The 20,116-nt window shown below is 67.6% G+C and carries 29 protein-coding genes, 1 tRNA gene and 1 other RNA gene; 9 read left to right on the top strand and 22 right to left on the bottom strand.

Annotation, left to right across the window (positions count from 1 at the left end; translation table 11 throughout):
* Window positions 1–34 precede the first annotated feature (34 nt).
* From ACFWYW_RS14580 to ACFWYW_RS14495, 18 genes are all read right to left on the bottom strand, one after another.
* Entirely contained in the window at window positions 35–715 is a 681-nt protein-coding gene (locus ACFWYW_RS14580; protein WP_379613133.1) for an HK97 family phage prohead protease, read from the bottom strand.
* Entirely contained in the window at window positions 712–1,887 is a 1,176-nt protein-coding gene (locus tag ACFWYW_RS14575) for a phage portal protein (RefSeq protein ID WP_379613134.1), read from the bottom strand. Before ACFWYW_RS14575 ends, ACFWYW_RS14580 begins: the two co-directional genes overlap by 4 nt.
* Window positions 1,884–2,105 carry a hypothetical protein gene (locus tag ACFWYW_RS14570; protein WP_379613135.1) on the bottom strand — a complete coding sequence of 74 codons (222 nt, stop codon included), beginning with the start codon at window positions 2,103–2,105 and terminating at the stop codon, window positions 1,884–1,886. The genes ACFWYW_RS14575 and ACFWYW_RS14570 overlap by 4 nt, the downstream gene beginning before the upstream one ends.
* Before the next feature lie 13 nt (window positions 2,106–2,118).
* A complete protein-coding gene (locus ACFWYW_RS14565; protein WP_379613136.1) occupies window positions 2,119–3,543 on the bottom strand; it encodes a hypothetical protein in 1,425 nt (474 codons plus the stop codon).
* Window positions 3,544–3,572: 29 nt separating this feature from the next.
* Window positions 3,573–3,854 carry a hypothetical protein gene (locus ACFWYW_RS14560; protein ID WP_379613137.1) on the bottom strand — a complete coding sequence of 94 codons (282 nt, stop codon included), beginning with the start codon at window positions 3,852–3,854 and terminating at the stop codon, window positions 3,573–3,575.
* A 592-nt stretch (window positions 3,855–4,446) separates the two neighbouring features.
* On the bottom strand, window positions 4,447–4,767 hold the full coding sequence (locus ACFWYW_RS14555) for a hypothetical protein (RefSeq protein ID WP_379613138.1): 321 nt from the start codon (window positions 4,765–4,767) through the stop codon (window positions 4,447–4,449).
* Window positions 4,768–5,005: 238 nt separating this feature from the next.
* The gene (locus ACFWYW_RS14550) at window positions 5,006–6,130 is read right to left on the bottom strand and encodes a S1 family peptidase (RefSeq protein WP_379613139.1); all 1,125 of its coding nucleotides are present in this window, start codon (window positions 6,128–6,130) and stop codon (window positions 5,006–5,008) included.
* A gap of 468 nt (window positions 6,131–6,598) precedes the next feature.
* Window positions 6,599–7,348 (bottom strand): hypothetical protein, encoded by a 750-nt coding sequence (locus ACFWYW_RS14545; RefSeq protein ID WP_379613140.1) that lies wholly within the window; start codon window positions 7,346–7,348, stop codon window positions 6,599–6,601.
* 95 nt (window positions 7,349–7,443) lie between these two features.
* Entirely contained in the window at window positions 7,444–7,716 is a 273-nt protein-coding gene (locus ACFWYW_RS14540; RefSeq protein ID WP_379613141.1) for a hypothetical protein, read from the bottom strand.
* A gap of 15 nt (window positions 7,717–7,731) precedes the next feature.
* Window positions 7,732–7,995, bottom strand: a complete 264-nt coding sequence (locus ACFWYW_RS14535) for a hypothetical protein (protein WP_379613142.1) — start codon at window positions 7,993–7,995, stop codon at window positions 7,732–7,734.
* Window positions 7,992–8,939: a hypothetical protein gene (locus ACFWYW_RS14530; protein WP_379613143.1), complete on the bottom strand. Its 948-nt coding sequence runs from the start codon at window positions 8,937–8,939 to the stop codon at window positions 7,992–7,994. The genes ACFWYW_RS14535 and ACFWYW_RS14530 overlap by 4 nt, the downstream gene beginning before the upstream one ends.
* A gap of 300 nt (window positions 8,940–9,239) precedes the next feature.
* Window positions 9,240–9,467 carry a hypothetical protein gene (locus tag ACFWYW_RS14525; protein WP_379613144.1) on the bottom strand — a complete coding sequence of 76 codons (228 nt, stop codon included), beginning with the start codon at window positions 9,465–9,467 and terminating at the stop codon, window positions 9,240–9,242.
* On the bottom strand, window positions 9,464–9,886 hold the full coding sequence (locus ACFWYW_RS14520; RefSeq protein WP_379613145.1) for a hypothetical protein: 423 nt from the start codon (window positions 9,884–9,886) through the stop codon (window positions 9,464–9,466). The genes ACFWYW_RS14525 and ACFWYW_RS14520 overlap by 4 nt, the downstream gene beginning before the upstream one ends.
* Window positions 9,886–10,239 (bottom strand): hypothetical protein, encoded by a 354-nt coding sequence (locus ACFWYW_RS14515; RefSeq protein WP_379613146.1) that lies wholly within the window; start codon window positions 10,237–10,239, stop codon window positions 9,886–9,888. The genes ACFWYW_RS14520 and ACFWYW_RS14515 overlap by 1 nt, the downstream gene beginning before the upstream one ends.
* Window positions 10,239–10,736, bottom strand: coding sequence for a hypothetical protein (locus tag ACFWYW_RS14510; RefSeq protein ID WP_379613147.1), 498 nt, complete (start codon window positions 10,734–10,736; stop codon window positions 10,239–10,241). Before ACFWYW_RS14510 ends, ACFWYW_RS14515 begins: the two co-directional genes overlap by 1 nt.
* Window positions 10,736–11,368 (bottom strand): RusA family crossover junction endodeoxyribonuclease, encoded by a 633-nt coding sequence (locus ACFWYW_RS14505; RefSeq protein ID WP_379613148.1) that lies wholly within the window; start codon window positions 11,366–11,368, stop codon window positions 10,736–10,738. The genes ACFWYW_RS14510 and ACFWYW_RS14505 overlap by 1 nt, the downstream gene beginning before the upstream one ends.
* A complete protein-coding gene (locus ACFWYW_RS14500; RefSeq protein ID WP_379613149.1) occupies window positions 11,353–11,904 on the bottom strand; it encodes a hypothetical protein in 552 nt (183 codons plus the stop codon). Before ACFWYW_RS14500 ends, ACFWYW_RS14505 begins: the two co-directional genes overlap by 16 nt.
* Before the next feature lie 657 nt (window positions 11,905–12,561).
* A complete protein-coding gene (locus ACFWYW_RS14495) occupies window positions 12,562–12,807 on the bottom strand; it encodes a helix-turn-helix domain-containing protein (protein WP_379613150.1) in 246 nt (81 codons plus the stop codon).
* A 222-nt stretch (window positions 12,808–13,029) separates the two neighbouring features.
* On the opposite strand from ACFWYW_RS14495, the gene ACFWYW_RS14490 reads away from it, so the two are divergent.
* From ACFWYW_RS14490 to ACFWYW_RS14475, 4 genes are all read left to right on the top strand, one after another.
* On the top strand, window positions 13,030–13,554 hold the full coding sequence (locus tag ACFWYW_RS14490) for a hypothetical protein (protein ID WP_379613151.1): 525 nt from the start codon (window positions 13,030–13,032) through the stop codon (window positions 13,552–13,554).
* Between the two features lie 233 nt (window positions 13,555–13,787).
* Window positions 13,788–13,964 carry a hypothetical protein gene (locus ACFWYW_RS14485; RefSeq protein ID WP_379613152.1) on the top strand — a complete coding sequence of 59 codons (177 nt, stop codon included), beginning with the start codon at window positions 13,788–13,790 and terminating at the stop codon, window positions 13,962–13,964.
* Between the two features lie 771 nt (window positions 13,965–14,735).
* Window positions 14,736–15,275 (top strand): signal peptidase I, encoded by a 540-nt coding sequence (gene lepB / locus ACFWYW_RS14480; RefSeq protein ID WP_379613154.1) that lies wholly within the window; start codon window positions 14,736–14,738, stop codon window positions 15,273–15,275.
* Between the two features lie 127 nt (window positions 15,276–15,402).
* Window positions 15,403–15,786, top strand: coding sequence for a hypothetical protein (locus ACFWYW_RS14475; RefSeq protein ID WP_379613155.1), 384 nt, complete (start codon window positions 15,403–15,405; stop codon window positions 15,784–15,786).
* 3 nt (window positions 15,787–15,789) lie between these two features.
* Here ACFWYW_RS14475 and ACFWYW_RS14470 read toward each other — a convergent pair whose 3' ends face one another.
* Both ACFWYW_RS14470 and ACFWYW_RS14465 read right to left on the bottom strand, forming a co-directional pair.
* The gene (locus ACFWYW_RS14470; RefSeq protein ID WP_379613156.1) at window positions 15,790–16,089 is read right to left on the bottom strand and encodes a type II toxin-antitoxin system VapB family antitoxin; all 300 of its coding nucleotides are present in this window, start codon (window positions 16,087–16,089) and stop codon (window positions 15,790–15,792) included.
* 113 nt (window positions 16,090–16,202) lie between these two features.
* Window positions 16,203–17,150, bottom strand: a complete 948-nt coding sequence (locus ACFWYW_RS14465) for a neutral zinc metallopeptidase (protein ID WP_379613157.1) — start codon at window positions 17,148–17,150, stop codon at window positions 16,203–16,205.
* Window positions 17,151–17,241: 91 nt separating this feature from the next.
* On the opposite strand from ACFWYW_RS14465, the gene ACFWYW_RS14460 reads away from it, so the two are divergent.
* Together ACFWYW_RS14460 and ACFWYW_RS14455 are read left to right on the top strand one after the other, a co-directional pair.
* Window positions 17,242–17,865 (top strand): LysE family translocator, encoded by a 624-nt coding sequence (locus ACFWYW_RS14460; RefSeq protein WP_379635219.1) that lies wholly within the window; start codon window positions 17,242–17,244, stop codon window positions 17,863–17,865.
* 16 nt (window positions 17,866–17,881) lie between these two features.
* Complete coding sequence (locus ACFWYW_RS14455; protein ID WP_379613159.1) at window positions 17,882–18,343, top strand: NUDIX domain-containing protein; 462 nt, start codon at window positions 17,882–17,884, stop codon at window positions 18,341–18,343.
* On the opposite strand, the gene ACFWYW_RS14450 is transcribed toward ACFWYW_RS14455, so the two are convergent.
* Entirely contained in the window at window positions 18,340–18,795 is a 456-nt protein-coding gene (locus ACFWYW_RS14450) for a hypothetical protein (protein WP_379613160.1), read from the bottom strand. The two genes, ACFWYW_RS14455 and ACFWYW_RS14450, sit on opposite strands and share 4 nt — an antisense overlap.
* Before the next feature lie 115 nt (window positions 18,796–18,910).
* On the opposite strand from ACFWYW_RS14450, the gene ACFWYW_RS14445 reads away from it, so the two are divergent.
* A complete protein-coding gene (locus tag ACFWYW_RS14445; RefSeq protein WP_379613161.1) occupies window positions 18,911–19,354 on the top strand; it encodes a helix-turn-helix transcriptional regulator in 444 nt (147 codons plus the stop codon).
* Between the two features lie 5 nt (window positions 19,355–19,359).
* A complete protein-coding gene (locus tag ACFWYW_RS14440) occupies window positions 19,360–19,767 on the top strand; it encodes a VOC family protein (protein WP_379613162.1) in 408 nt (135 codons plus the stop codon).
* 63 nt (window positions 19,768–19,830) lie between these two features.
* Here ACFWYW_RS14440 and ACFWYW_RS14435 read toward each other — a convergent pair.
* A tRNA-Ser gene (locus ACFWYW_RS14435) sits at window positions 19,831–19,915 on the bottom strand.
* Window positions 19,916–19,998: 83 nt separating this feature from the next.
* Between ACFWYW_RS14435 and ffs the strand changes: the two genes are divergently transcribed.
* Window positions 19,999–20,094, top strand: an RNA gene (gene ffs / locus ACFWYW_RS14430) — signal recognition particle sRNA small type.
* Window positions 20,095–20,116 lie beyond the last annotated feature (22 nt).

Genomic DNA, 20,116 nt, shown 5'->3' with positions numbered 1-20,116 from the left:
GGGCTCCGGCGCGTCAGAGGGCAGGCGGTACAGGTCAGCCGAGGGCCAGGGCGCGGGCCCGGGCCTCGGCCAGCGACAGCGGGACTCCTGCTGCCGAGTCATCGGGTGCGGCGTCAAGGCGCTGCTGCAGCCGGGCGATCAGCGCGCGGGCCTGCTCGGCGGGCAACTGGTCGAAGACCGCCGAGCGCATCACGTCCACCGTGGTGGCGGGGTTGGCGCCGAAGTTGACCACGGAGACGTCGCCGCGGTGCATGTCGACTTCGAGGATGGCGCGCTCGTCGTAGTCCGGGCTCCACTGGCTCTTGCCGTACGGCACGCGGAAGGCGAAGGACATCTCATCGACGCTCCGGTCTTCCAGGGCGGCGAGCATGTCGCGCACATCGCCGCGGGTCGGGTTGACCTCGGCGCGCATGTGCAGACCCGCGGTGTCTTCGGCCAGGGCCAACGTGCCCGCCTTGGTGTAGGCCATCGACAGCCCCGCGTGGTTGAGCAGCAACTGCACCTGCGGGTTCTCGCCGAGGGTCTTGGCGAACGCGCCCTGGCGGATGACCTCGGTGTAGGCGCCGTACCAGTCGTACATCTCATACGGCGACTCGGTCACGCTGGCGTACCCCTCGACCACGGTCAGACCGCCGGCCTGGGCGCGCACCTCCAGCCGGACCGGGTAGCTGCGCCGCTCGATACCGCCGGTCGTGGCGCGGTCGCTCTTGTTCACGATGCGTCCTCTCCGGAGCCGTCGCCGCCGCCGTTCTCCGGCAGGAGCGCGTCGAACTCGGCCAACTGCACGGGCGTCATGGGCGGCAGATCCTCCAGCGCGCGGGCCTCGCTGGGCGCCTGGATGTGGTTGCGGATGGCCAGCCGGTAGGCGCGAAAGCGGGTCATGATGTCGGTGCGCAGCAGCGCTCCGCGGGCGAACCGCACGTAGGTGCCCGGCGCGAGCATGCGGGTCAGCGCGCGCTCGATCCGGGTCAGGTGCGGGTCGAGCGCGTAGATGAGCAGCTGCAGGTTGCGCTGCTCGATGTTCTGGTACGTCATCGCCCCGCCGGTCTCGTAGCCCAGCACCTCGGCCACGCCAGGGCCGAAGATCCGGCAGCACTCGGCGGAGGTCAACTTGGCCGTCTCCAGGAACTGCGACTCCTCCGGCGCGATCTGCAGCGGCTTGAAGTCCCAGTCGCCACCGAGCACCAGCGGCTCACGACGGCCGGAAATGGCGGCCAGGAACCGCGCCTTGGCGACCTTCGCCTTGCCCTCGTTCAACTGACCGCTGGTCTTCAACAGGCCGGTCGGGTGGGCGCCGTCGTCGAAGAACTGGTGACCGAACCGCAGCACCGACAGGCCCAGCCCGATGGTCAGCATGTGGTGGCCGATCGGCGACAGACCGAGCAGCTTGCCGGGCAGCGGGTAGGCGCGGCTGTGCCACAGTCGGGCGGCGTCGATCTTCTGGCCGGCGATGCGCCATTCGGGCACGCCGTTGGTCGCATCCCGGTGCACCGTGACGTCATCGGGGTGCTGCAGCACGAGCTGGGTCGGCAGCCCGTGGTCGCGCTCGGCGATGAGGGCGATGCCATTGCCACGCATGCCGTAGCACCACACCAGTTGCTGCACCCAGTCGCCGAACCCGTGGCCGTCACCGGCCGGGTCCTCCAGCCACTCGGGCAGGTCGACCTGCCGCTTGCCGGTGCCGCGGCCGGTGAAGGCATCCAGCGGCAACATTCCCGCCGTACCGGCCAGCAGCATCACCGAGGCCCACACCGCGACCTTGCGCATCGAGGCCTCGGCCGAACCCGCCAGGGCGTCGGAGGCGACCACGGTCTGGCTGTTGGGCGGGATCTGCCAGCGGCTGGCGTCGAAGATGCGTCGCTCGCGCGGCCCGAAGAACAAGCTCACGACTCCCGCCCGCCCTTCACCCGCGCATACGCGCGGTCGGCCAGCAGTAGCGCGCCCGCGGTGATGAATCCCGCCGGGGGCCAGGCCAGCCACGCCCCATATGCGGCCAGGCCCAACCCGAGCAGGCCCGGCCCGGCGGTCGCGACGACGCGCACCGCGGTGCCGGCAGGCTCGGCCCAGCGCAGCATGAGCCTCGTCAGGACAGAGCGCAGCTTCACACCCACCCCCTTGTCACCAGATGTTGTCCAACGGGTCGCTCTCGGGCTGGGTGACCAGGCCCCAGACGGCATTGGTGACCGCGACCAGCGGGCAGATGTCGATGGCGGTGTGCCGACGTGACCAGGCCCAGGCGCCGTCACCGATGTTCCGCTGCTCGGCGCCGGCCACGGCGGCGGTGAGCGCCGGCTGGTCGATGTGCCGGAAGCGGTCCTGCTCGATCGCGTCATACAGACCGGTGCAGGCCTGACCGACCTCGCGCAAGGTCGGCACCAGGACCTCGATCCCGGCGTTGGTCAGATCGGCAATCAGGTTTCCGGCAGGGCCTGCGGCATCGACCACGACAGCCAGCGGCTCATGGCGTTCGACGAGTTCGACCAGGCGCTCGACCATCCACCCGGTACCGCGGCGATGCTCGACGACTTCGCCGTGCAGAAGGCTGTCGGCGCGGCGGCCGGCCACCCCGATGGCGCCCATGCTGCGGTCCGGCGTCACGTCGGCGGCGAAGACGACCGCGCCCGTGCGGCGCGAATCCACGTCGCGGCGGGAGCTCCACAGCTCCTCGGATATGACCGACCAAGCGGCCTCGTCGCGAGGATAGGTGCCGACGCCGAGCCGTTCGCGGGCGAATTCCTCCGGCGACAGGGCGCGCAGTTCCTTGGCGACGAATTCCGGGGTGATGCGGATCCCCAGCGCGGGGTTGGCCTGGGCCACCAGCCGCAGGTCGCCGAGCGCCTCTTTGATCTCGGCGACGGACTTGCCCTCCAGCGCCGACATCGTGTCGTCGGGCACGGAGTGCTCGGCGAAGCACAGACTCGGGTCGCCGCCGGCGATGCCGCGTGTGCGGACGCTGCCCAGCTGCCAGGAGTCTTCGAAGCCAGCGGAACTGCCGTAGTACAACTGCGGATTGGGCCGGGCGGACATCGTGGGCAGCAGGGCGGCCATCTCGGGCGGGCCGAGCTTGAACGCCTCGTCCATGATGTTCAGATCGCCGCTGAACCCGCGGCCGGAGCTGCGCGAGCGGGCGATGAACCGCAGCCGCTGCCCCGACAGCAACTCGATGCCCTCTTCGCCGTGCGCGGTGATCACCTTGCGCACGCGGCGCCGGAACTCGTCGGTGTTGTCGATCAGTCCCTTGACCCGTAGGAACATCTCGGTGGCGGTCTTGAACTCGTGCGCGCTGTAGAGCAGCAGCTGCTCATCGAACAGGAACAGCCCGCCCAGGATCCGGGCCTCGAAGATCGCGCCCTTGCCGTTTTGGCGGCTGACGATGATGCAGCACTCGAAGCACAGCCAGTGCCCAGCCTCATCCTCGGCCAGGGCGTCGTCCAGGAACGCCTGCTCCCACGGGTCGAGAACGAGCCCGGCGCGCGCCGCCAGCTCCCCGACCTCGGGGCCGGAGGTGTGGAGGTAGGGCGGGACGGAACGGATCCGCGGCACCTGTAGGCCCCGGATCGGCGCAGTACGGCTCACGCCTGCGTGCGCCGCCGCTGCTCGCGGCGCCGTCGCACCTCGTCCAAGCCGTCACTGGCGGCCTTCTTGCGCCCGACGCGGCCCAGCTCGGTCAACGTCCGGCGCAGCTCCGATGTCAGCCGGGCCTGATCGGCGGCCTTCTCCACGCCGTCATCCAGCGTGCGGGCAAGGCCGAGGGCCAGAACGGCGAAGGCTTCGATGCCCTCCAGGGACTCAAGGCCGCGCAGGTCTTTGCGGACCGCGCGCTCCTGCGGACCCTGGCGTCGCCGCTCGGCCATACCGACCCCCTCGCTTTTCGCATGCGGGGAGAGAAACGGGAGCGGGTCGAGGGGTCACCCGCGGTCCCACCCAAAAAGCGCTGACCTGCGGATATCTGATCCGCACTGCGACCTGCGGAAACGTTCTGGATTGAGCGCTGCGTATGCGTGTTCTAAAGCGGTTACCAGGCCTCGGAGGTCGGCAGCGCAGGGGCCGGGCCGACGCCCTTCTCTTGGTTACACATACGGCCACAGTGGGGACATCCTTCGACCCCGTGCGGCGTGCGCCGGGGGCCATGAGCGGGACGCAGGAAGCGCGGGTCGCGCGGATCCAGCCCACACCGTTCGAGTTCCCCCAGCGGTGGATCATGGTCCACCTCATTGGCGTCGGGGTGCCCGCACAGCCAGCAGATCGAGGAAGCAGCCAGAACCTGGGCGCGAATACGCCGCCAAGGCCGTCCCGCACGTCCCTTCGAGCGGGCCACGCCCACCCCCCTGACACGCGAAAGCCCCGCGCAGGCGGCGGGGCCGGTTCCGGGTGAAGATCACTCCAGTCGATCACAATGGTGCGTTCGTCCTGGTTGATCTGTCAAGTGGGTGGTTCGTTCGGCGACTACCCGGATCGCTTGATTCCCATGCCGTCAAGAGTTACGAATCCGTCGTGGTTGCCGCAGCGGGTGGGAGGCTGGAGGAATCCTTTCTGGCGGTGCCAGACGCCTTTGCCACTGAACTCGTCGCCGTCGAGAAGGCGGCCTACGTCGGGGATCTCGACACCTCGCTTGCCGTCAGCAGCTCGGATGGAGGAGGTGCCTTTCGGCCAGAGCGGGATGGCCGTTTCATCGGCCACGTCGATGACCAGGCAAGATTCGCTGTCAATCCAGCGCAGTCGAGCGTTTACGGATACGAGAGGTGCGGATTCTTTCTTCTTGTACACGAGGATCTTCGGGTCAGTTCCGACTACACAGAGGTCAGCCGTGCACTGCGTCGAGGAAGGTGTGGGCATGGTGGCGCCTTCGGCGGGAGGTTGGGATGAGGTGCAGGCAGATAGCCCCGCGATACCGGCCAGTAGGACGGCCACAGTCGATCGCCTCACAGGTGCACCTCCCGAAGAACGGGTCATGGATGACTGGGCCGCCATCAGCCACTCGCCGGCAGCAGCCCAGTAGGGCAGCTTAGCGGGTCCAGACGTAGTAACTGGCTCCGTTGTAGAACCGGTTCACGGGCGTGAAGGCACAGTAGAAGCCGCCGTTAGGAAGCTGAGCCGCGCCCTTGAGGACTCCGTAGGCCTGTGCATCGCGATAGAACGGCCCGCCGCTATCGCCGAACCAACATGTAGTGCTCGTAGCATTGATATTTGTAACCACCTGTCCGCCGACGTTACCGATGGTGTAATTTAGCGCGACGATGTCGCCACAGCTTCTTCCGGTTGCGAATCCGAATTTGCAGACGAAGTGGCCATCGACTGGACCTCCGGATCTGCTGTCGGCGTAGCGTTTCTGACCCCAGTCCCAATAGAACGTCCGGGTCGCAGTCATCGTGCCGTGGTCATACATTCCGACGTCACCGCCGGGGCCCTCGTAGGACCACTTGCTGTTCACGGTGGTGCAATCGCCATCGCCGGACTGATTGCAGTAGGTGCGCTGACCTTGGGTCGAGCAATGCCCGGCAGTGCCGAGTCGCTTAGTGCTTCCGCTCGCGGAGATCAGATTGAAGTTGGAGGTGCAACCTGACAGGTTGCCTCCACCTCGGATGTATTTGTCGAAGTTCGTGTCGAGCGGCCCATCGCCGACTGACACGTTGACCTTGATGGACGAGTTGGCCGTCGCTGCCGTTGCGATTGCCTGCAGGGCGCTGGTCGCCAATGTGTTCTTGGCGCGCTTCGCAGGTACCACCAATGCTTCAACAGTACCGTTGCGAGTGCTGTACCAGGTCGCGACATTGGATATATCGGCGTTCTTTTGTAGTGCTTGATGCACTCGGCCCTGTGCCTGCGGGAGTTCAGATTCTGTGTAGCCCAGGTTTCCCTTGAGTTCCACTGGCACGGGCAGCGTCTTGGCCAGTTCGACCGCCTGGGGAGGAATTGCGCTCCTGAAGCCGATCCAGACGCTGCTTCCACTGTCCGTTACGTACGCGAACCCGGCAAGCTGGTCAGCGAAGGTGGCCTTCAAGCGATCGGCTACTTGATCGCCGAGTCGCTGGTATCCGTAGCGCTCTATCGCCTCGTCGAGGGATATCTGTTTGGCTTTCGCCATTCCTGCCAGGTCCTCTATCTGAACGGCAGACAGATCGTCGATCATGACGTCCGGGATGTCTACTGGCCCGTCTGGCCAGTTGGCCGTAGCGGACGGATCGGTCTCGCCCTTTTTCTTGATGTATGCCCTTATTGCTTGTTCCAGAGGGATTCCTCTGGCTGCGGCGTCTTTCTTGATCGATGTCAGTGTGGGGCGCGACACTGTGGGTTGTTCACTGGCTGAGAGCGTGATTGCTACCTGAGCTGGGCCCGGTGGGCTAGGGTTGGGATCGGCTTGAGCTGGGCCTGCGGTCAGACCGGCCAAGAGAAGGCTGGCACAGGCTACGACGGCGAACTTGGATGGCCGTAAGAGGCTGGAAGATCGCATAACTGCGATCCTGACTCAGAATTTCTAGAAGTCGCAATGACCGGAGCGTAGCTTTCCTGATAGGCGAACACGCCGAGGATGCGGGGCGGCGCCGACAATAGGTTCTCATTCTCCTTGTGGTTGGCCAATGTGCAGGGGATTGGGAAGTCAGCTGACTTCGCGCAGGATGAGCGCCAGGACGTCGCCGAGGCGGTACAGGGGGTGGTCGGCGCTGTCGGTGCCGCGCAGGGCCAGGCGCCCGCGGTGGGCGTAGCCGCGGATCATGGACGGGGTGACGTGCTGGCCGAGTCCGGACAGGGCCCGGGCAACCTCGGTGGCGGTGCCGAGCACGTCTTCGGCTGCAGCCAGCAGGATCGCGCGCCGCAGTTGGATGGAGTGCTGGGTGCCGCAGTGTAGGCAGGTCATGACAGGGGCGTGTGGACGGGCGTACAGGTCGGTGTCGCATTCGCCGCCGCCTTCGAGGGAGACGCTGCAGATGCCGAGGTATACGCGGTCGGCGGGCCGGTCGATGGCGTGGGTGGCCTGCCGTACGGCGTTGGTGATCTCCTCGACGGCTTCGCCGGCGGCTTCGTGGTGACGCAGGGACTCGATGCGGCGGGTAAGCCAGTCGGCCATTCCCGCCAGAGTGTCGGGCGCAGGGGTGCGATACGTGATCAGGCGGCACGAGCCGTGCTCGCAGGTGCTGCAGGTGGGGCCGGTGGGCTGGGCCGGATCGGTTTCTTCGAGGACGCGGATCCAGCCGACCAGGGCGGTGCGCAAGATCCAGATGGCCTCACTCGCCTCGGGGGCGTACGGCAGAGGTGTCTCGCCGCCGCCGCGGCGTCCGCCGGTGCCGAGCCGGGCCTGGCGGGCCAGAGCGATGTCGAGGTCGTCGGCCAGTTCGTCCCGAACGCGCACGAGTTTCTCCCGCAGCAGGGCGGCGCACGAGTGACAGGCCGGCGCGCCATTCGGTGAGGGCCGGTCACAGCCGTCGACGGTGCACAGCGGGTTGGTCATCGGCGCCGCCTGCGGGCGCGAGCTCGACGGCGGCGAGCGTAGGCGTGGCCGTCGATCGGCAGCGGGCGGCGGAATCCGCGGGGGTTGCAGCGGGCACAACCACGCCGGTGGCGGCGAGCCTCCGGCCCGGAGGCCAGGGTCCATACCGCTGCGTGATGGCTGCTGAACCACGACCCCAGAGCGCGATGGAGCGCGACGACGAACGGCCGGAGAGTCTGGTGGAGCCCGTGCTGGAATCGGGCGATCTGCTCGCCGAGGTTGTGCTCCATGATCGTCCTCCCATCCTAATCGTACTGACGTTCTATATCTCGTGATTGCTGGTGGCGGGGCTTGGCGAGCAACTCGCGGGCGAGCGCGGCGCCGCGCTGGTAGTCGCCGCGACGGCTGGGCGGGGGCGGCCGTTCGAGCGGCGGGCGCCAGCCGCGGGCAAGCATGTCGGCTATGAACGCGTGGGCGATGGCCCAGGCCTGCTCGGTGGACAGGTACGGCATCAGACGGCGCGTGAGCTCGCGTCGGCCCAGCTCGCATTCGTCAGAGATGCCAGTCATCGCCGACTCGCGGGATGGCAGGTGGGGCACGGGCCCAGATCGCGGCCGTCATCGCCCTCGATACGGCGTGCGGGTGAGCATCGGCCGCAGCGCGGCGACGGCGTCGAGGTGGCTGGCTGCTGGGTCCACCACGGGCCGTCATGCAGGACGCGGCCGGGCCCTTGCGTGGCGGGGTCGGCGGCGACAGCGAGCAGCGCCCGCTGCACCCGCGACCACGGCGTCGCTGACAGCTTCGGGTCGGCCAGCACCCGTTGGATCGTCGAGGCCTGCCATTCCGGCCGGATGCGCTGCAACTCGCCGACGAGGGCGCCGACGCGCTCTGCCGCGGTCGGCTCCGCGTCGGGGGTCGACGCAGCCGCCGGGGGGTTGGGGGGAGGGGGATTCTTCGGAGAAGAATCCAACCCTGCCTGTGCCTCTGTCTCTGCCTCTGTCTCTGCCTCTGGGCGATCCGACCGAGTCGCAACCGATTCGCTGGCTGCGATCGTCCACCGATCGCTTCGAGCGATCGCCTCGCGACAGTGCACGCAGGTGTCTGGATCAAGCTGCAGGCGCTGCTCGTGCCAGCGGCGGTGGTTGCCGAACGTGGCGGCGCGGGCGCTCTTGTCGGCCTTCTCCTGGGCGTCTTGCTGGACCTGCTGGCGGGACTTGTTGCGTTTGAGAAAGCCGGGGATGTGCCAGCCGTCGGCGACGGCCTGCACCAGGCCGACCTCGACGAGGCGGGCGACGTCCTTGGAGCCGAGCGCGGACGGGTCGGGGAATACGAGAATGCCGAGTTGCTCGGTTGGTACGTGCCCGTCGGTCAGGTTGCGCTTGGCGTAGCACAGCATCTGCACGTACAGGTCGCGGATACGACGGGCGTCGCGTCCGAACCGGGCCAATGCCCGCACTTTAGGGTCGTCGGCGAAGTCCACGTTGAGCTGGATGTGGATCTCGGCGCGTGCCATGGCTGTGGTCTCCCGATCGTGCTGGTGTGGATGAGGGGTTAGGCGTGCGCTGCGGGGGCGACCTGCCAGGGCGCGATCAGGCCCCAGGTGTCGAGCGGGACGGAGGGGGTGGTGGCGGGCGCCCACGAGGGGCACCCGCGGCAGTAGCAGCGGGCGGGCGCGCAGCTGCCGCCGGAAGGTTCGGGCCGGCCAGCGACGGCTGCGGGGGTGTGCCGGGGGCACCGCCAGCCGCACGGGTAGGGCCTGGCCCGGTGATCGCCACAATGGCGTCCGCCGAGCCAGTGCCCGCACGCGGGCGCCCTACCTGCCATCGCCGTCGTCGACCAGGGCGCGCTCGACGATGAGATCGGCCGCCCGGGCGGTGAGGTGTCCATCGCGGTCGAGGACCTCGGCCACGCGCAGCAGCGCCTCGACGTCGAGATAGCGGACGTCGACTCGCTCATGGAGGTCTACGCCGAGTTGCTCGGCCATCTGGTCGCCGTCGTCGATGTCGTCGCGGATGCGGTCGATCAACGCGGTCAGGCTCACGCGGCAACTCCGCCGGCGGGCGGCTGACTGAGAGCTGCATCCAGGGCCTCGACGAGTTCCTGGCCGACCAGCGCCTCGACGCGTTGGCGTCGTTCGTCGACGCCGGCCAGCCCAGGCGAGCCGAGGAAGAGGAAGGCGTTGACCTCCTCGGCGTCCGCCGGGCGCACGATGACCGACGCGCACGGGCGGCTGATCAGGGTGAAGGCGAACTCGCGCAGCAGCTCATCGGCGTCCAGGAGCCGCGGTTGATCGCGGCCGTCGACGATCAGGCGCCAGTGCCGCTCGTCACCGATCAGCCGGGGGACGATTTCGAGGTCACAGTCCCACAGCGCGGTATCGACGCGCTCGTGGTCGGCGCCGGCGGCGCGCAGCGCTTCGAGCACGGTGAGCCGGAGCTGTTCGCGGGTGGCTGCGGGCATCAGACCTCGCTTCGGGTCAGACGTTGATCAAGGAGGTTGAGCTGGCGCAGGGCGTGCTCGCTGTCGGGCAGCGCGTCGAGCGTGTCGCGGGCGGTGCGCAGCTGATACATGGCGCGCTGACCGCGGCGAAGAGCGTCTTCCTGCTCGGGGGTGGCGATCTCCAGGCCAGTCAGGCGCAGCTTGACGGTGGGGGCGCGTTCCTCTTCGTCGTAGGGCTCTGTGCGCTCCACCGAGGTGATCTCCACGATGCCGACCACCGACGTCCCGAGCCGAGTGAACAGGGTGGCGGTGTAGGGCTGCAGGACCTCCTCAAGGCGCTTGAGGAGCTTGCTGTCGAGCTTGGACGCAGGCATCAGCCGGTGACCTCCGGAGGGTTGCCGCCGCCGGGGCAGCGATCGATTGAGCTGGGGGAGTCGCGCACCTTGTGCGCGGTGAGCATGCCGTCGAGGCGGACAGCTATCACGTAACCGCATTCGGGGCATCGGCCGGTGTGGGCGCGGGCGCTGACGTCGCCCATCGCGGTGCGTGGCAGCACCTGGTCATCGGGCACGACGCCGAGCACGATGAGCGCCAGGCGGCAGGCCTGCAGGTCTTTGGCATGCTCGGGGTGTAGGCACGGGGGATCACTATCGGTGCGGCGACTGCAGCCGTGCTGGTTGGCCAGGCGGCGAACGAACCACCCGGCGTCGGCGAGTTCGGCCTGCCACAGCGCCTCCTCGGCTTCGGCGCGGTACGGGACATAGGTCAGGGAGCCGCCGCGGGACTGCTCTCCGACAACGGGTGCCGAGCCGCCGACGCGCTGGGTACGGCCGTGGGTGTCGGCCGCTGCTACGCGGGTCGAGGCGTCCATCAGGGCACCCGCCAGACTCGAATGACCGCGCCCGGTTGATCGAGCGCGCCGACGTCGCCGGCGTACAGCTTGCGCGGCTCGTAGTAGCCGACCAGACGCGCGTCGTCAGCCCAGATCTTCGCGGTGGTGAAGGCGTCCTCGGTAGAGCGGATCAGCTTGGACAGATCCGGGTAGACGGTGTGGTGGCTCCGCTTGACGCTGCTGCCGCGCGGCAAGCTGAACACGAACTGCGCGACCAGCGGGCCGTCGAGCGGCTGCCAGTCGGGCAGGCCTCGCGCGGCCGCCGCGGCGGCCGCGGCCCGACGGGCGGCGGCGTCTACGCACGCGCGCCAGGGCTTGACCTTGGCCGAGCTCTCAGCCAGAGCCACCTTGCCGGTGAACGCCCGCTCGCTCCCGCGGCCCCGGTAGATCGCGTGGGCCTTCTTGCTACCCTGCGGGCCGGGTGTGCCGTAGACCACCACGGTCAGCTCCGGCTCACCGATCGATGGTGCATTGCCCAGGACGGCCAGCACGTGCAGCAGGCAACGCGGACAGCGTTGCGCCAGCGGGAGCGGACACACCGATGCGTGCGCCGCCAGGCCGTCGCGCGCCCCGGACAACTCGGCCAGCACCTCGGCTACACCCCAGGCCATCGCGACACCTCCACACGCTCGGAGTTCTCGACGTCGCCGTTGGGGTCGAATCCGAGCTGCTGCAGTAGGGCGCGCATCTCGGAGGCCGCTATCCCGTAGTAGCCGACGGGTGGCAGCCGATCCCAGGATTCCGCCAGCGCGAGCACGCCTGTGAATAGGAGCTCCAGTCGCTCGTTGGCGAGAGCGGTCGCATTCTGGCTGGAAGCCAGTAGGCGCCCCAGCTCTTCATTCGCAGCGTTCCCCTCGTAGAGCTCGAAGTGGGCGATGCCGAGGTCGCCGCCGAGAGTTTTGGCCAAGCCGGTCAGCTGGCCGACATCCTTCTGCAGGCGGACCACCTGTTGCTGCGCGGCCGCCAGATCCCGAACCAGCCGGAGCTTGGGCAGCCGCAGCAGCGCTGCCAGCTGCTCGCCAACGGCGCGCTCGGCCGTCTCATACGCCCTCCCTGCCGACATTCCCACGGCAGTGCCGACCAGAATGCCGAAGACGCCCGCTGCGGCCATGAGGATCGATAGGCCTGCTGGCTCCAGACGAATCACCGCAGGCTCCGATCCCGAGTCTCCACACGCGCCTGCTGCTGGTGCGGGGTCGGCTGCTCGAATGGGTGTGCGCGGGCGCGCCCATGCAACAACGCCAGCTCGTGGCCGCTCTCGCGATGCCCGCACCACCTGCATCCGTCGACTGGTGGTGGACACCCGTTGGTCCAGCGCACTAGGAGAACCTTGGCTCTGGGTGTGAACAAGGACAGGCTCATGCGGGGCCTCCCGAAAGCGGCTTCTGAGCGGCGAGCAGCTCGCGGATGGACTCGCCCCGGATGATGTCGAGGTACGAGACGATCAAGTCCCGAGGTGGAAGCGGACGTGCCTCGGGGTGAGACAGAATGGACATGCAACCAACGGTCCTTTCGAGGGTCGAGCCCCTGCGCCCGTGCCAGCGGGAGTCGCAGGGGCTTTGTCGTTGCCGTCGTTGACGGCCTCAGGAGAGTCCGAGCAGCTCTCTGAGTGCTGCCGTGGAGACCCAAATTCGGGTACTGGTACCGCGCGGCAGGATCGGGATCTCGCCACGGTGGACCGCTGCGTACGCCGCAGCGCGGGACAGGCCAAGAGCTCGGCCCGCTTCGGGAACGGTCATGCGAGGCTGGACCTCTGGGTCAGGAATGGTCCGGTGTGCCCGCCGCGCTGACGCCGAGATCGCCATCACTCGCTACCGCCACCGGGTGAGATCGGCGTTCGCAAGATGGCCGCTACCTCGATGGACAGGGTGTTGGCGATGCGCTCGGCGAGGCCCACGCTCACGACGGGCTTGCGCTCGTGCTCGACGCGGCTCAGGTGGGAAACGGAGATGCCGACCCGCTCGGCCAGGGTCGCTGAGGTGAGGCCGCGGAGAGTGCGGAAGCTGCGAATGGCTGGGCCGTTGTGCGGAACGGTGCGAGCGCGAGACATGAGGTGAATATAGGGCACAGTTACCTATTTCGGGAACAGTGACCGGTACACCTGTTCGAGTAGGTCATGGACTCCAACAGTGTGTTGGCGATTGGGAGCTTCCTGACCTGGTGGGTACTGTTACCGATTTAGGAATTGACATGCCCTTACGTGCCCTATGAAGATCAGGGCGACCGAACCTGTGCACTCAGGTAGGGCTGTGGATACAACTGGGAGTTGGTCATGCAGCACACGCAGGCGGCCTGGATGCGGCTGGGCGACCTGCTGGTTGCCCGGCGGCGTTCCCTGGGTCGCGACTATCGCAACCGAAAGCACTTCGCCGAGGAAACCGGCTTGGACTACAAGATCATTAGTGATCTTGAGTCCGGTCGACGCGCCAACTACTCCGCCGCCACCTTGCTGGCGATCGAGAGCGCCTATCGATGGCAGTTCGGCTCGGTTCAGGCCGTGCTGGCCGGCGGGCAGCCTGCGGCGATTCCCCTGGGCGAGGGCTCGCTACTCACTCCTATAGCCGAAGCCAGTGACGGGCACTCGCGTCGGTACGAGTTCGTCACCAACGAGGGGGAGACGGTGATCCTGCAGGAGGTGCTCGGTCAACCGTTCGAGATGTTCGCCTTGGAGGTGCAGAAGGCGATCGAAGCGACCCCGCCGGAGAGGCGTGAGGACGCCATCCGGATGTCCCGCCAGGTCCTGTGGGCGATGCTCAGAGAGATGGGCGCCGATCTACCAGACGTCCCTGCGAAATAATGCAGGATTGAGCGTTTCGGTCACCCAATTGTGATCAAAACACCGACATTCAGGTTTGCCCAATCTTGACAGCTGTCCCTATGCTCCCATTTCTAACGATCATCACCAATCGACCGTTATGGCAGGTGTCGATGGCAGAGATGGAAGCGGGGTCCCCCAGTCCGCTACGCGTCCGGGTCGCGCTTGCGCCGCCCGGGGTCACTGGCCCAATGTACGCGCGTCAGGGCAGGTGTATGGCCATCTTGACCCCCGACGGGTACGACCGGACGGTTGCCGCGCTTGGAGCGTTGCATCTGACGGCCGGCCCCGAGGACTACGACGAGGTCTGGCGGGAATTTGATCTCCCCGTGCCGGCGCCACCCTTTCAGGCGGCGCGCCAGGCAATGCAGAAAATCCGGTTCGCGTCGTGACCGAGCGCGGTCCTAGCTGGCGCTCCAACAAAAAGTGCATGAATTGTGCAAATCTGCGCAGTCTCTGCACAGAACAGACCGATATGCCGCCAGAGCGACAGCTCGCCACCCTGCGCCGGCTCGCACTGGACCGCCGGCCCTCCAACTGCCGCTGTGAACGAGCGGCCTTACGATGGGCCGAAGTACACCTCGCCCAGGCTCGCGACGTCGCGGAGGATCCCGACGGGCGCGTGACGGTTGCGGTCTCACGGGACTGGCACCGCTGGTATCTGCGCGACCTCTACGCCGCCGCCACCCGGCGCCGGTAGGGCGGAACCCATTCCAAGATCATCGGTGTGTCCAAATGGACACACCGCCCGTCTTGCGCGGTCTTGTGGCGTCTCGTTTTGTCTTGATCTGTTCGGCCTTGACCAGCTAACGTGCCGTTCAAGCAGGCCAAAGCGTTGTCCGTACCGGGTTCAAATCCCACCACCACCGCACCAAAAGAGCCGTTGACCTGTGTGTACAGGTCGGCGGCTCTTTGTGTCTCCAGGAAACGGTCACACCAGGGGCCGCGCGGAGGCCGGTGGCTCCCACGGAAGAACGACCAGATCGTGGCCAAGAGGGATTCGGCATCCGTGCGACGAGGCCGATGGAACGGCTGGTCCGGGCCCTCGATCACCGCACAAACGCCGGCGGGGAGGGGTGGACGTCGGGGGAAGCACAAGGAGCCGGCGGGTAAATGATCGAAAATGAACACGTCGGCCTGACTCTTCAGGAACAATTGCTGTTATGCGGGCATTGGGGAAGTTAATCGGCGCTGCCCTGATGGTTGCGTGGGCAACATCGGGGTGCGGGGTTGTTGACAGGGTGCTGGGTTCGAAGAGCTATACGGCCGCCAGCATCTCGATGGAACCGACCATCAAGGATGGTGAACGCTTCTCCGCCAGCTTGGTCGGCGACGATTACGTGCCGAAGATCGGCGATATCATCGTCTATCGCGAGCCGCCGGCCTGGCGCGAGAACCCGGAAGACGGCGAGGTCACCGCGGTCTCCCGCATCATTGGAACGCCCGGAACCTCCGTGGAGTGCTGCACCAGTTCGGGCAAAATCCAGGTGGATGGAAAGCCGCTCGACGAGCCATACGCAGTGGGAGATACCGCGGACTTCTCCTTTAGCGCGAGCGTCGGCAGCGGACGATTGTGGATCATGTGCGATAACCGGGATTCCTGTCTGGACTCTCGTACGCACCAGAACAAGGGTGCTCCCGGTGGCGGCACCATCGCCCTCTCCGATGTGGTCGGCGTTGTCGATCGCATCGGCGAACGGTAGGCGAGCCACGGAAGGTGGCCGCGGCGGTGAGCGGCCCGTACGGGTCGCCTCTTCACGTTTCTTGTGACCGTCCGCGATGACGTGTGATCATGGCCCGACTTGACTGTTTCTTTACCGGGGGTTTTTCGTGAAACGTCTGATCGCGCTCGTCTCCGGCCTGGCCCTGGCCGGGACGCTCGTCGCGGCACCGGCCCAGGCGGCGGCCGCGCCGGTGCGGCTGAAGCTCAGTTTCGGATGGTGCGAATCGGCCTGCGCGATCCGCATCAAGGTCGTCAACAACAGCCGTCGCAACATCGCCTGGGTGGGCGGGACCTGCCGCCTGCACATCAACGGCCGGTACGTCGGCAAGGGCACCATCTACGTGGGCCCGATCAAGCGCGGCCACTCCCGCACCAGCACCTGCAACGTCGTGGACGACCGCCTTGAGGACGCCTGGTACGACTTCCAGGACAACGGCGGCCTCTGGCAGCGCTACGCGAGCGTCAAGGCGAAGCCGTACTACCGTCGCTGAGCGTCAGCTCGGGGGCAGTTCGAGGACCCTGGCGTGCAGGATGGACCGCTGGTGCAGCGCGGCGCGCAGCGCCCTGTGCAGGCCGTCCTCCAGGTAGAGCTCGCCCTGCCACTGGACCACGTGCGGGAACAGGTCGCCGTAGAACGTCGAGTCGGCGGCCAGCAGCGAGTGCAGGTCGAGCATGGCTTTGGTGGTGACCAGCGAGTCGAGCCGGACCTGCCGCGGTGGTATCTGCGCCCACTCGCGGTGCGTCAGACCATGTTCGGGATAAGGACGTCCGTCGCCGACCAACTTAAAGATCACCCATTGATTTTAGGAGAGAATCCGATTTCTTGCGCTCTCCACCGCCGTCGGCCCAGGTCGGCGCGCGTCGCATTCGCCGCGAACACCGGCGGTGTGGCCGCCGGGGAAAGCCCTCAGATCGCTCCGGTGAACGTGTCGCAACGCTTGGGGTCACCGCTCTGGTAGCCGACCGTGAACCACTTCTCGCGCTGCTGTGAGGTGCCGTGGGTGAACGCGTCGGGCGTCACCCGGCCCTGGACCTTGCGCTGGATGCTGTCGTCGCCGACCGCGGCGGCCGCGCTGAGGGCCTGGTCGATGTCGGCCTGGGTGAACGGCTGGCTGTAGAAGCCGGTCTTGACGGCGTTGTTCGCCCAGACCCCGGCGTAGCAGTCGGCCTGCAGTTCCAGGCGTACGGCTCCGCTGCTCGCGCCCTGGCGGCTGTTGCCGACCCGGTTCATGGTGCCCAGGAGGTTCTGGACGTGGTGACCGTACTCGTGGGCGATGACGTAGGCCTGGGCGAAAGGCCCGCCTTCGGCGCCGTAGTCGCGCTGGAGGGTGTTGAAGAACGTGAGGTCGAGGTAGACCTTGCGGTCGCGGGGGCAGTAGAAGGGGCCCACCGCGGAGTCGGCCGCGCCGCAGGCGGTGTTGACGGCCCGGGAGAAGAGCACCGTCTTGGCCGGGGTGTAGGCGCCGCCGCCGCGCGCGGCGAAGGCCTGCTTCCAGTACGTCTGGATGCTGTTGACGATGCCGACGATGCGGCAGTCCTCGGACTGGTCGGCGTCGGCGCCGGTCTTGCAGCGCTCGGCCAGGTTCCCGCTGGGCGTGGCGGCCGGCGCGGGCGGCGCCTGCCCGCCTCCCTGCGGTTGCTGCTGGTCGCCGGTGAACGGGGACGGGACGATCTTGAACACGAACAGCGCCGCCACCGCCAGGATGATCAGCAGGCAGCCGCCGCCCTTGCCGCTGATCGGCAGCGACGCGCATCCGGCCGGCAGCATCCCTCCGCCGCCGCCCTGCTTCGGGCCGGTCGCTCGTACGTCCTCGATCTCGGACGGGTCGAGCTTCGCGTCATCGTCGAACTGCATGTGAGACGACTTCCCGGGTAGCAGCCCGAATACGCTCCGTAATCAGCCATTTCTGGCACCAGGTTACCCTTGTGGGGTGACAGCTGGTTTGGTGGGAATTGCACTGGTTTCGCTGGGCATGGTGCTGACGCCCGGCCCGAACATGATCTACCTGGTCTCGCGGTCGATCACCCAAGGCCGGCGCGCCGGTCTGATCTCTCTCACGGGCGTGGCGCTCGGCTTCACCGTCTATCTGACGGCGACGTGTTTGGGTCTGACCGCTCTGTTCGCCTACGTGCCCGCCGCCTATACGGCGTTGAAGCTGGCCGGCGCGGCGTACCTGCTGTGGCTGGCCTGGAACACCATCAAGCCCGGCGGCGCCTCCGCGTTCGAGGCCCGTGAGCTGCCCGTCGAGCGGCCGCGCAGGCTCTTCGCCATGGGTCTGCTCACCTGCCTGCTCAATCCGAAGATCGCGATCCTGTATCTTTCGCTGCTGCCGCAGTTCATCGACCCGTCGATGGGACATGTGCTCCTGCAGAGCCTCGCGCTGGGGTCCGTGCAGATCTTCATCGGCACGCTGGTCAACGCGCTGATCGCGCTGTCGGCGGGGGCGCTGGCGGCATTCCTCGCGACGCACCCGCGCTGGGTGCGCATCCAGCGGTACGTGACCGGCACCGTCCTCGGCGCCATGGCCGTCCACATGGCCACCGACCGCACCAAGGCGGTCGTCGCCTGAGGCCTAGGGTGATCGCGTGGATGACTTCTGGATGTCGGTGAACAAGCTCGTCGCCGCCGCCGCGGCCTACATCACGGACCCTCGGGGGCGCGTACTCCTGGTCAAGCCCAACTACCGCGACCACTGGAACTTCGCCGGAGGCCTGATCGACGAGGGCGAGCACCCCTCGCAGGCCTGTGCCCGTGAGGTGGCGGAGGAACTCGGCCTCACCACCACGCCCGGCAGCCTGCTGGTGACCCAGTGGCTCATGCCCCTGGACACCTGCCCGCTGCCGTCGGTGCACTTCATGTTCGACTGCGGCACCCTCGACCCCGGCACCCCGATCACCCTGCAGGCCGAGGAACTCGACGACTACGGCTTCTTCCCCATGGAAACCGCCGCCGAACTGCTCCGTCCGCACGCCTTCGCCCGTCTGTCCGCCGCGGCCTCCGCGCGCGACTCCGGCGCCCCGAGCTTCCTGGCGCCGGAGGACGTCTAGCCGGCCGGTCCTGCGCGCCGGGTCGCCCGCGCGTAGGACCAGACCGTCGCGGCCATCAGGCCGAGCACCACGATCCCGAGCACGCCGTGGTACCACTGCCAGCCCACGCCCAGCCCGAGGAATCCGTCCGCGATCATGACCACCATGCCCGCCCCGACGCCGAGGAACGCGACCCCGAGCACCGCCAGCATCAGCGGCCGCGGCACCCGGCGCCCCACCCTGGTCACCGTGGCCATGAAGAGCGCCGCACCGATCAGCCCGTTGGCGGCGGCGAACCACTGCGCCATGGAGACGTTCATCACGTCACGGGCATAGCGCGCGTACTCCTCGGCGGGCACCACCGGCCCACCGGGGAACCCCAGCTTCCCCTGGGCCGCGAACACCGCCTTGCCGGCGCCGTACCCGAGAAACAACACGGTCATCGTGTACGCCGGCCAGCGCATCATCGCCATGCCCCCGAACGTAGGCAGGCGGGCCGCGCGATCCCTCCCCCGGACGGGGGAGACCACTCCCACGCAAAGGGGATCGCGTGGACAGCGCGCCGGTCCGCAGGGCAGGCTGGTAGCCGTGACCGGCAGATCCGACCCGCGCCTGCGCGAGCTCGTCCTGCTGCGCCGCGTACGTGACCGGATCGACCGCGACTACGCGCAGCCCCTGGACGTACAGGCGCTGGCGCGCGGCGCGCACATCTCGGCCGGGCACCTCAGCAGGGAGTTCCGCGCCGTCTACGGCGAATCGCCCTACAGCTACCTGATGACCCGGCGCATCGAACGAGCCATGACCCTGCTGCGGCGCGGCGACCTGTCCGTCACCGAGGTCTGCTTCGCAGTGGGTTGTTCGTCGCTGGGCACGTTCAGCACCCGGTTCTCCGAACTGGTGGGCATGTCGCCGAGCACCTACCGCCGCCTGGCCGCCAAGGACGCCGAGGGCATCCCCGCGTGCGTCGCCAAGCGGATCATGCGACCGATCAGGAATCGAGAAGCGGCCGCCGCGCGTGCCGACCTACCGTGAGGTGCATGAACCTCACGATTCACCTGACATTCCTGCCCGCCGACGACCCTGAGAAGTCGCTCGCCTTCTACCGCGACGCGCTGGGCTTCGAGGTACGCAAGGACGTGGGCTACGAGGGCATGCGCTGGATCACGGTCGGGCCGCCGGGCCAGCCGGAGACGTCGATCGTCCTCGAACCGCCAGGCAGCGACCCGGGCCTCAGCGACGACGAGCGCCGCACGATCGCCGAACTGATGGCCAAGGGCAGCTACGCGGGCATCGTCCTGGCCACCTCCGACCTGGCCGCCACCTTCGAGCGCGTCCAGGCCGCCGGGGCCGACGTCGTCCAGGAACCGGCCGACCAGCCGTACGGCCTGCGCGACTGCGCCTTCCGCGACCCGGCGGGCAACATGGTCCGCATCAACCAGATCTGAACATCCGCCCGAAAGCAAAAAGAGGTTGTGCCGCCGATCACGGCACAACCTCTCCAGGCTGAGCGGAGGATAGGGGATTTGAACCCCTGATAGGTTGCCCTATACACGCTTTCCAAGCGTGCGCCCTCGGCCACTAGGCGAATCCTCCGCGGATGAGCTTACCGGACTCCCGGCGCTCTGGAGACCACGATTTCGCTGCAACAAGCACTGCCGGTTGTGGCTAGACTGTCCAAGGACCCCTCGCGCGGCGTCATCCTGTGAACCTCCCCAGGGCCGGAAGGCAGCAAGGATAAGCGGGCTCTGGCGGGTGTGCGGGGGGTCTCTTCGTTGGGAGCCCCCTGCAGGCGGG

This window comes from Nonomuraea sp. NPDC059023 (genome assembly GCF_042740095.1).
Classification (GTDB): domain Bacteria; phylum Actinomycetota; class Actinomycetes; order Streptosporangiales; family Streptosporangiaceae; genus Nonomuraea.
Note: the sequence above shows the minus strand (reverse complement) of the source record. Positions and strands in the feature narration are given on the sequence as shown.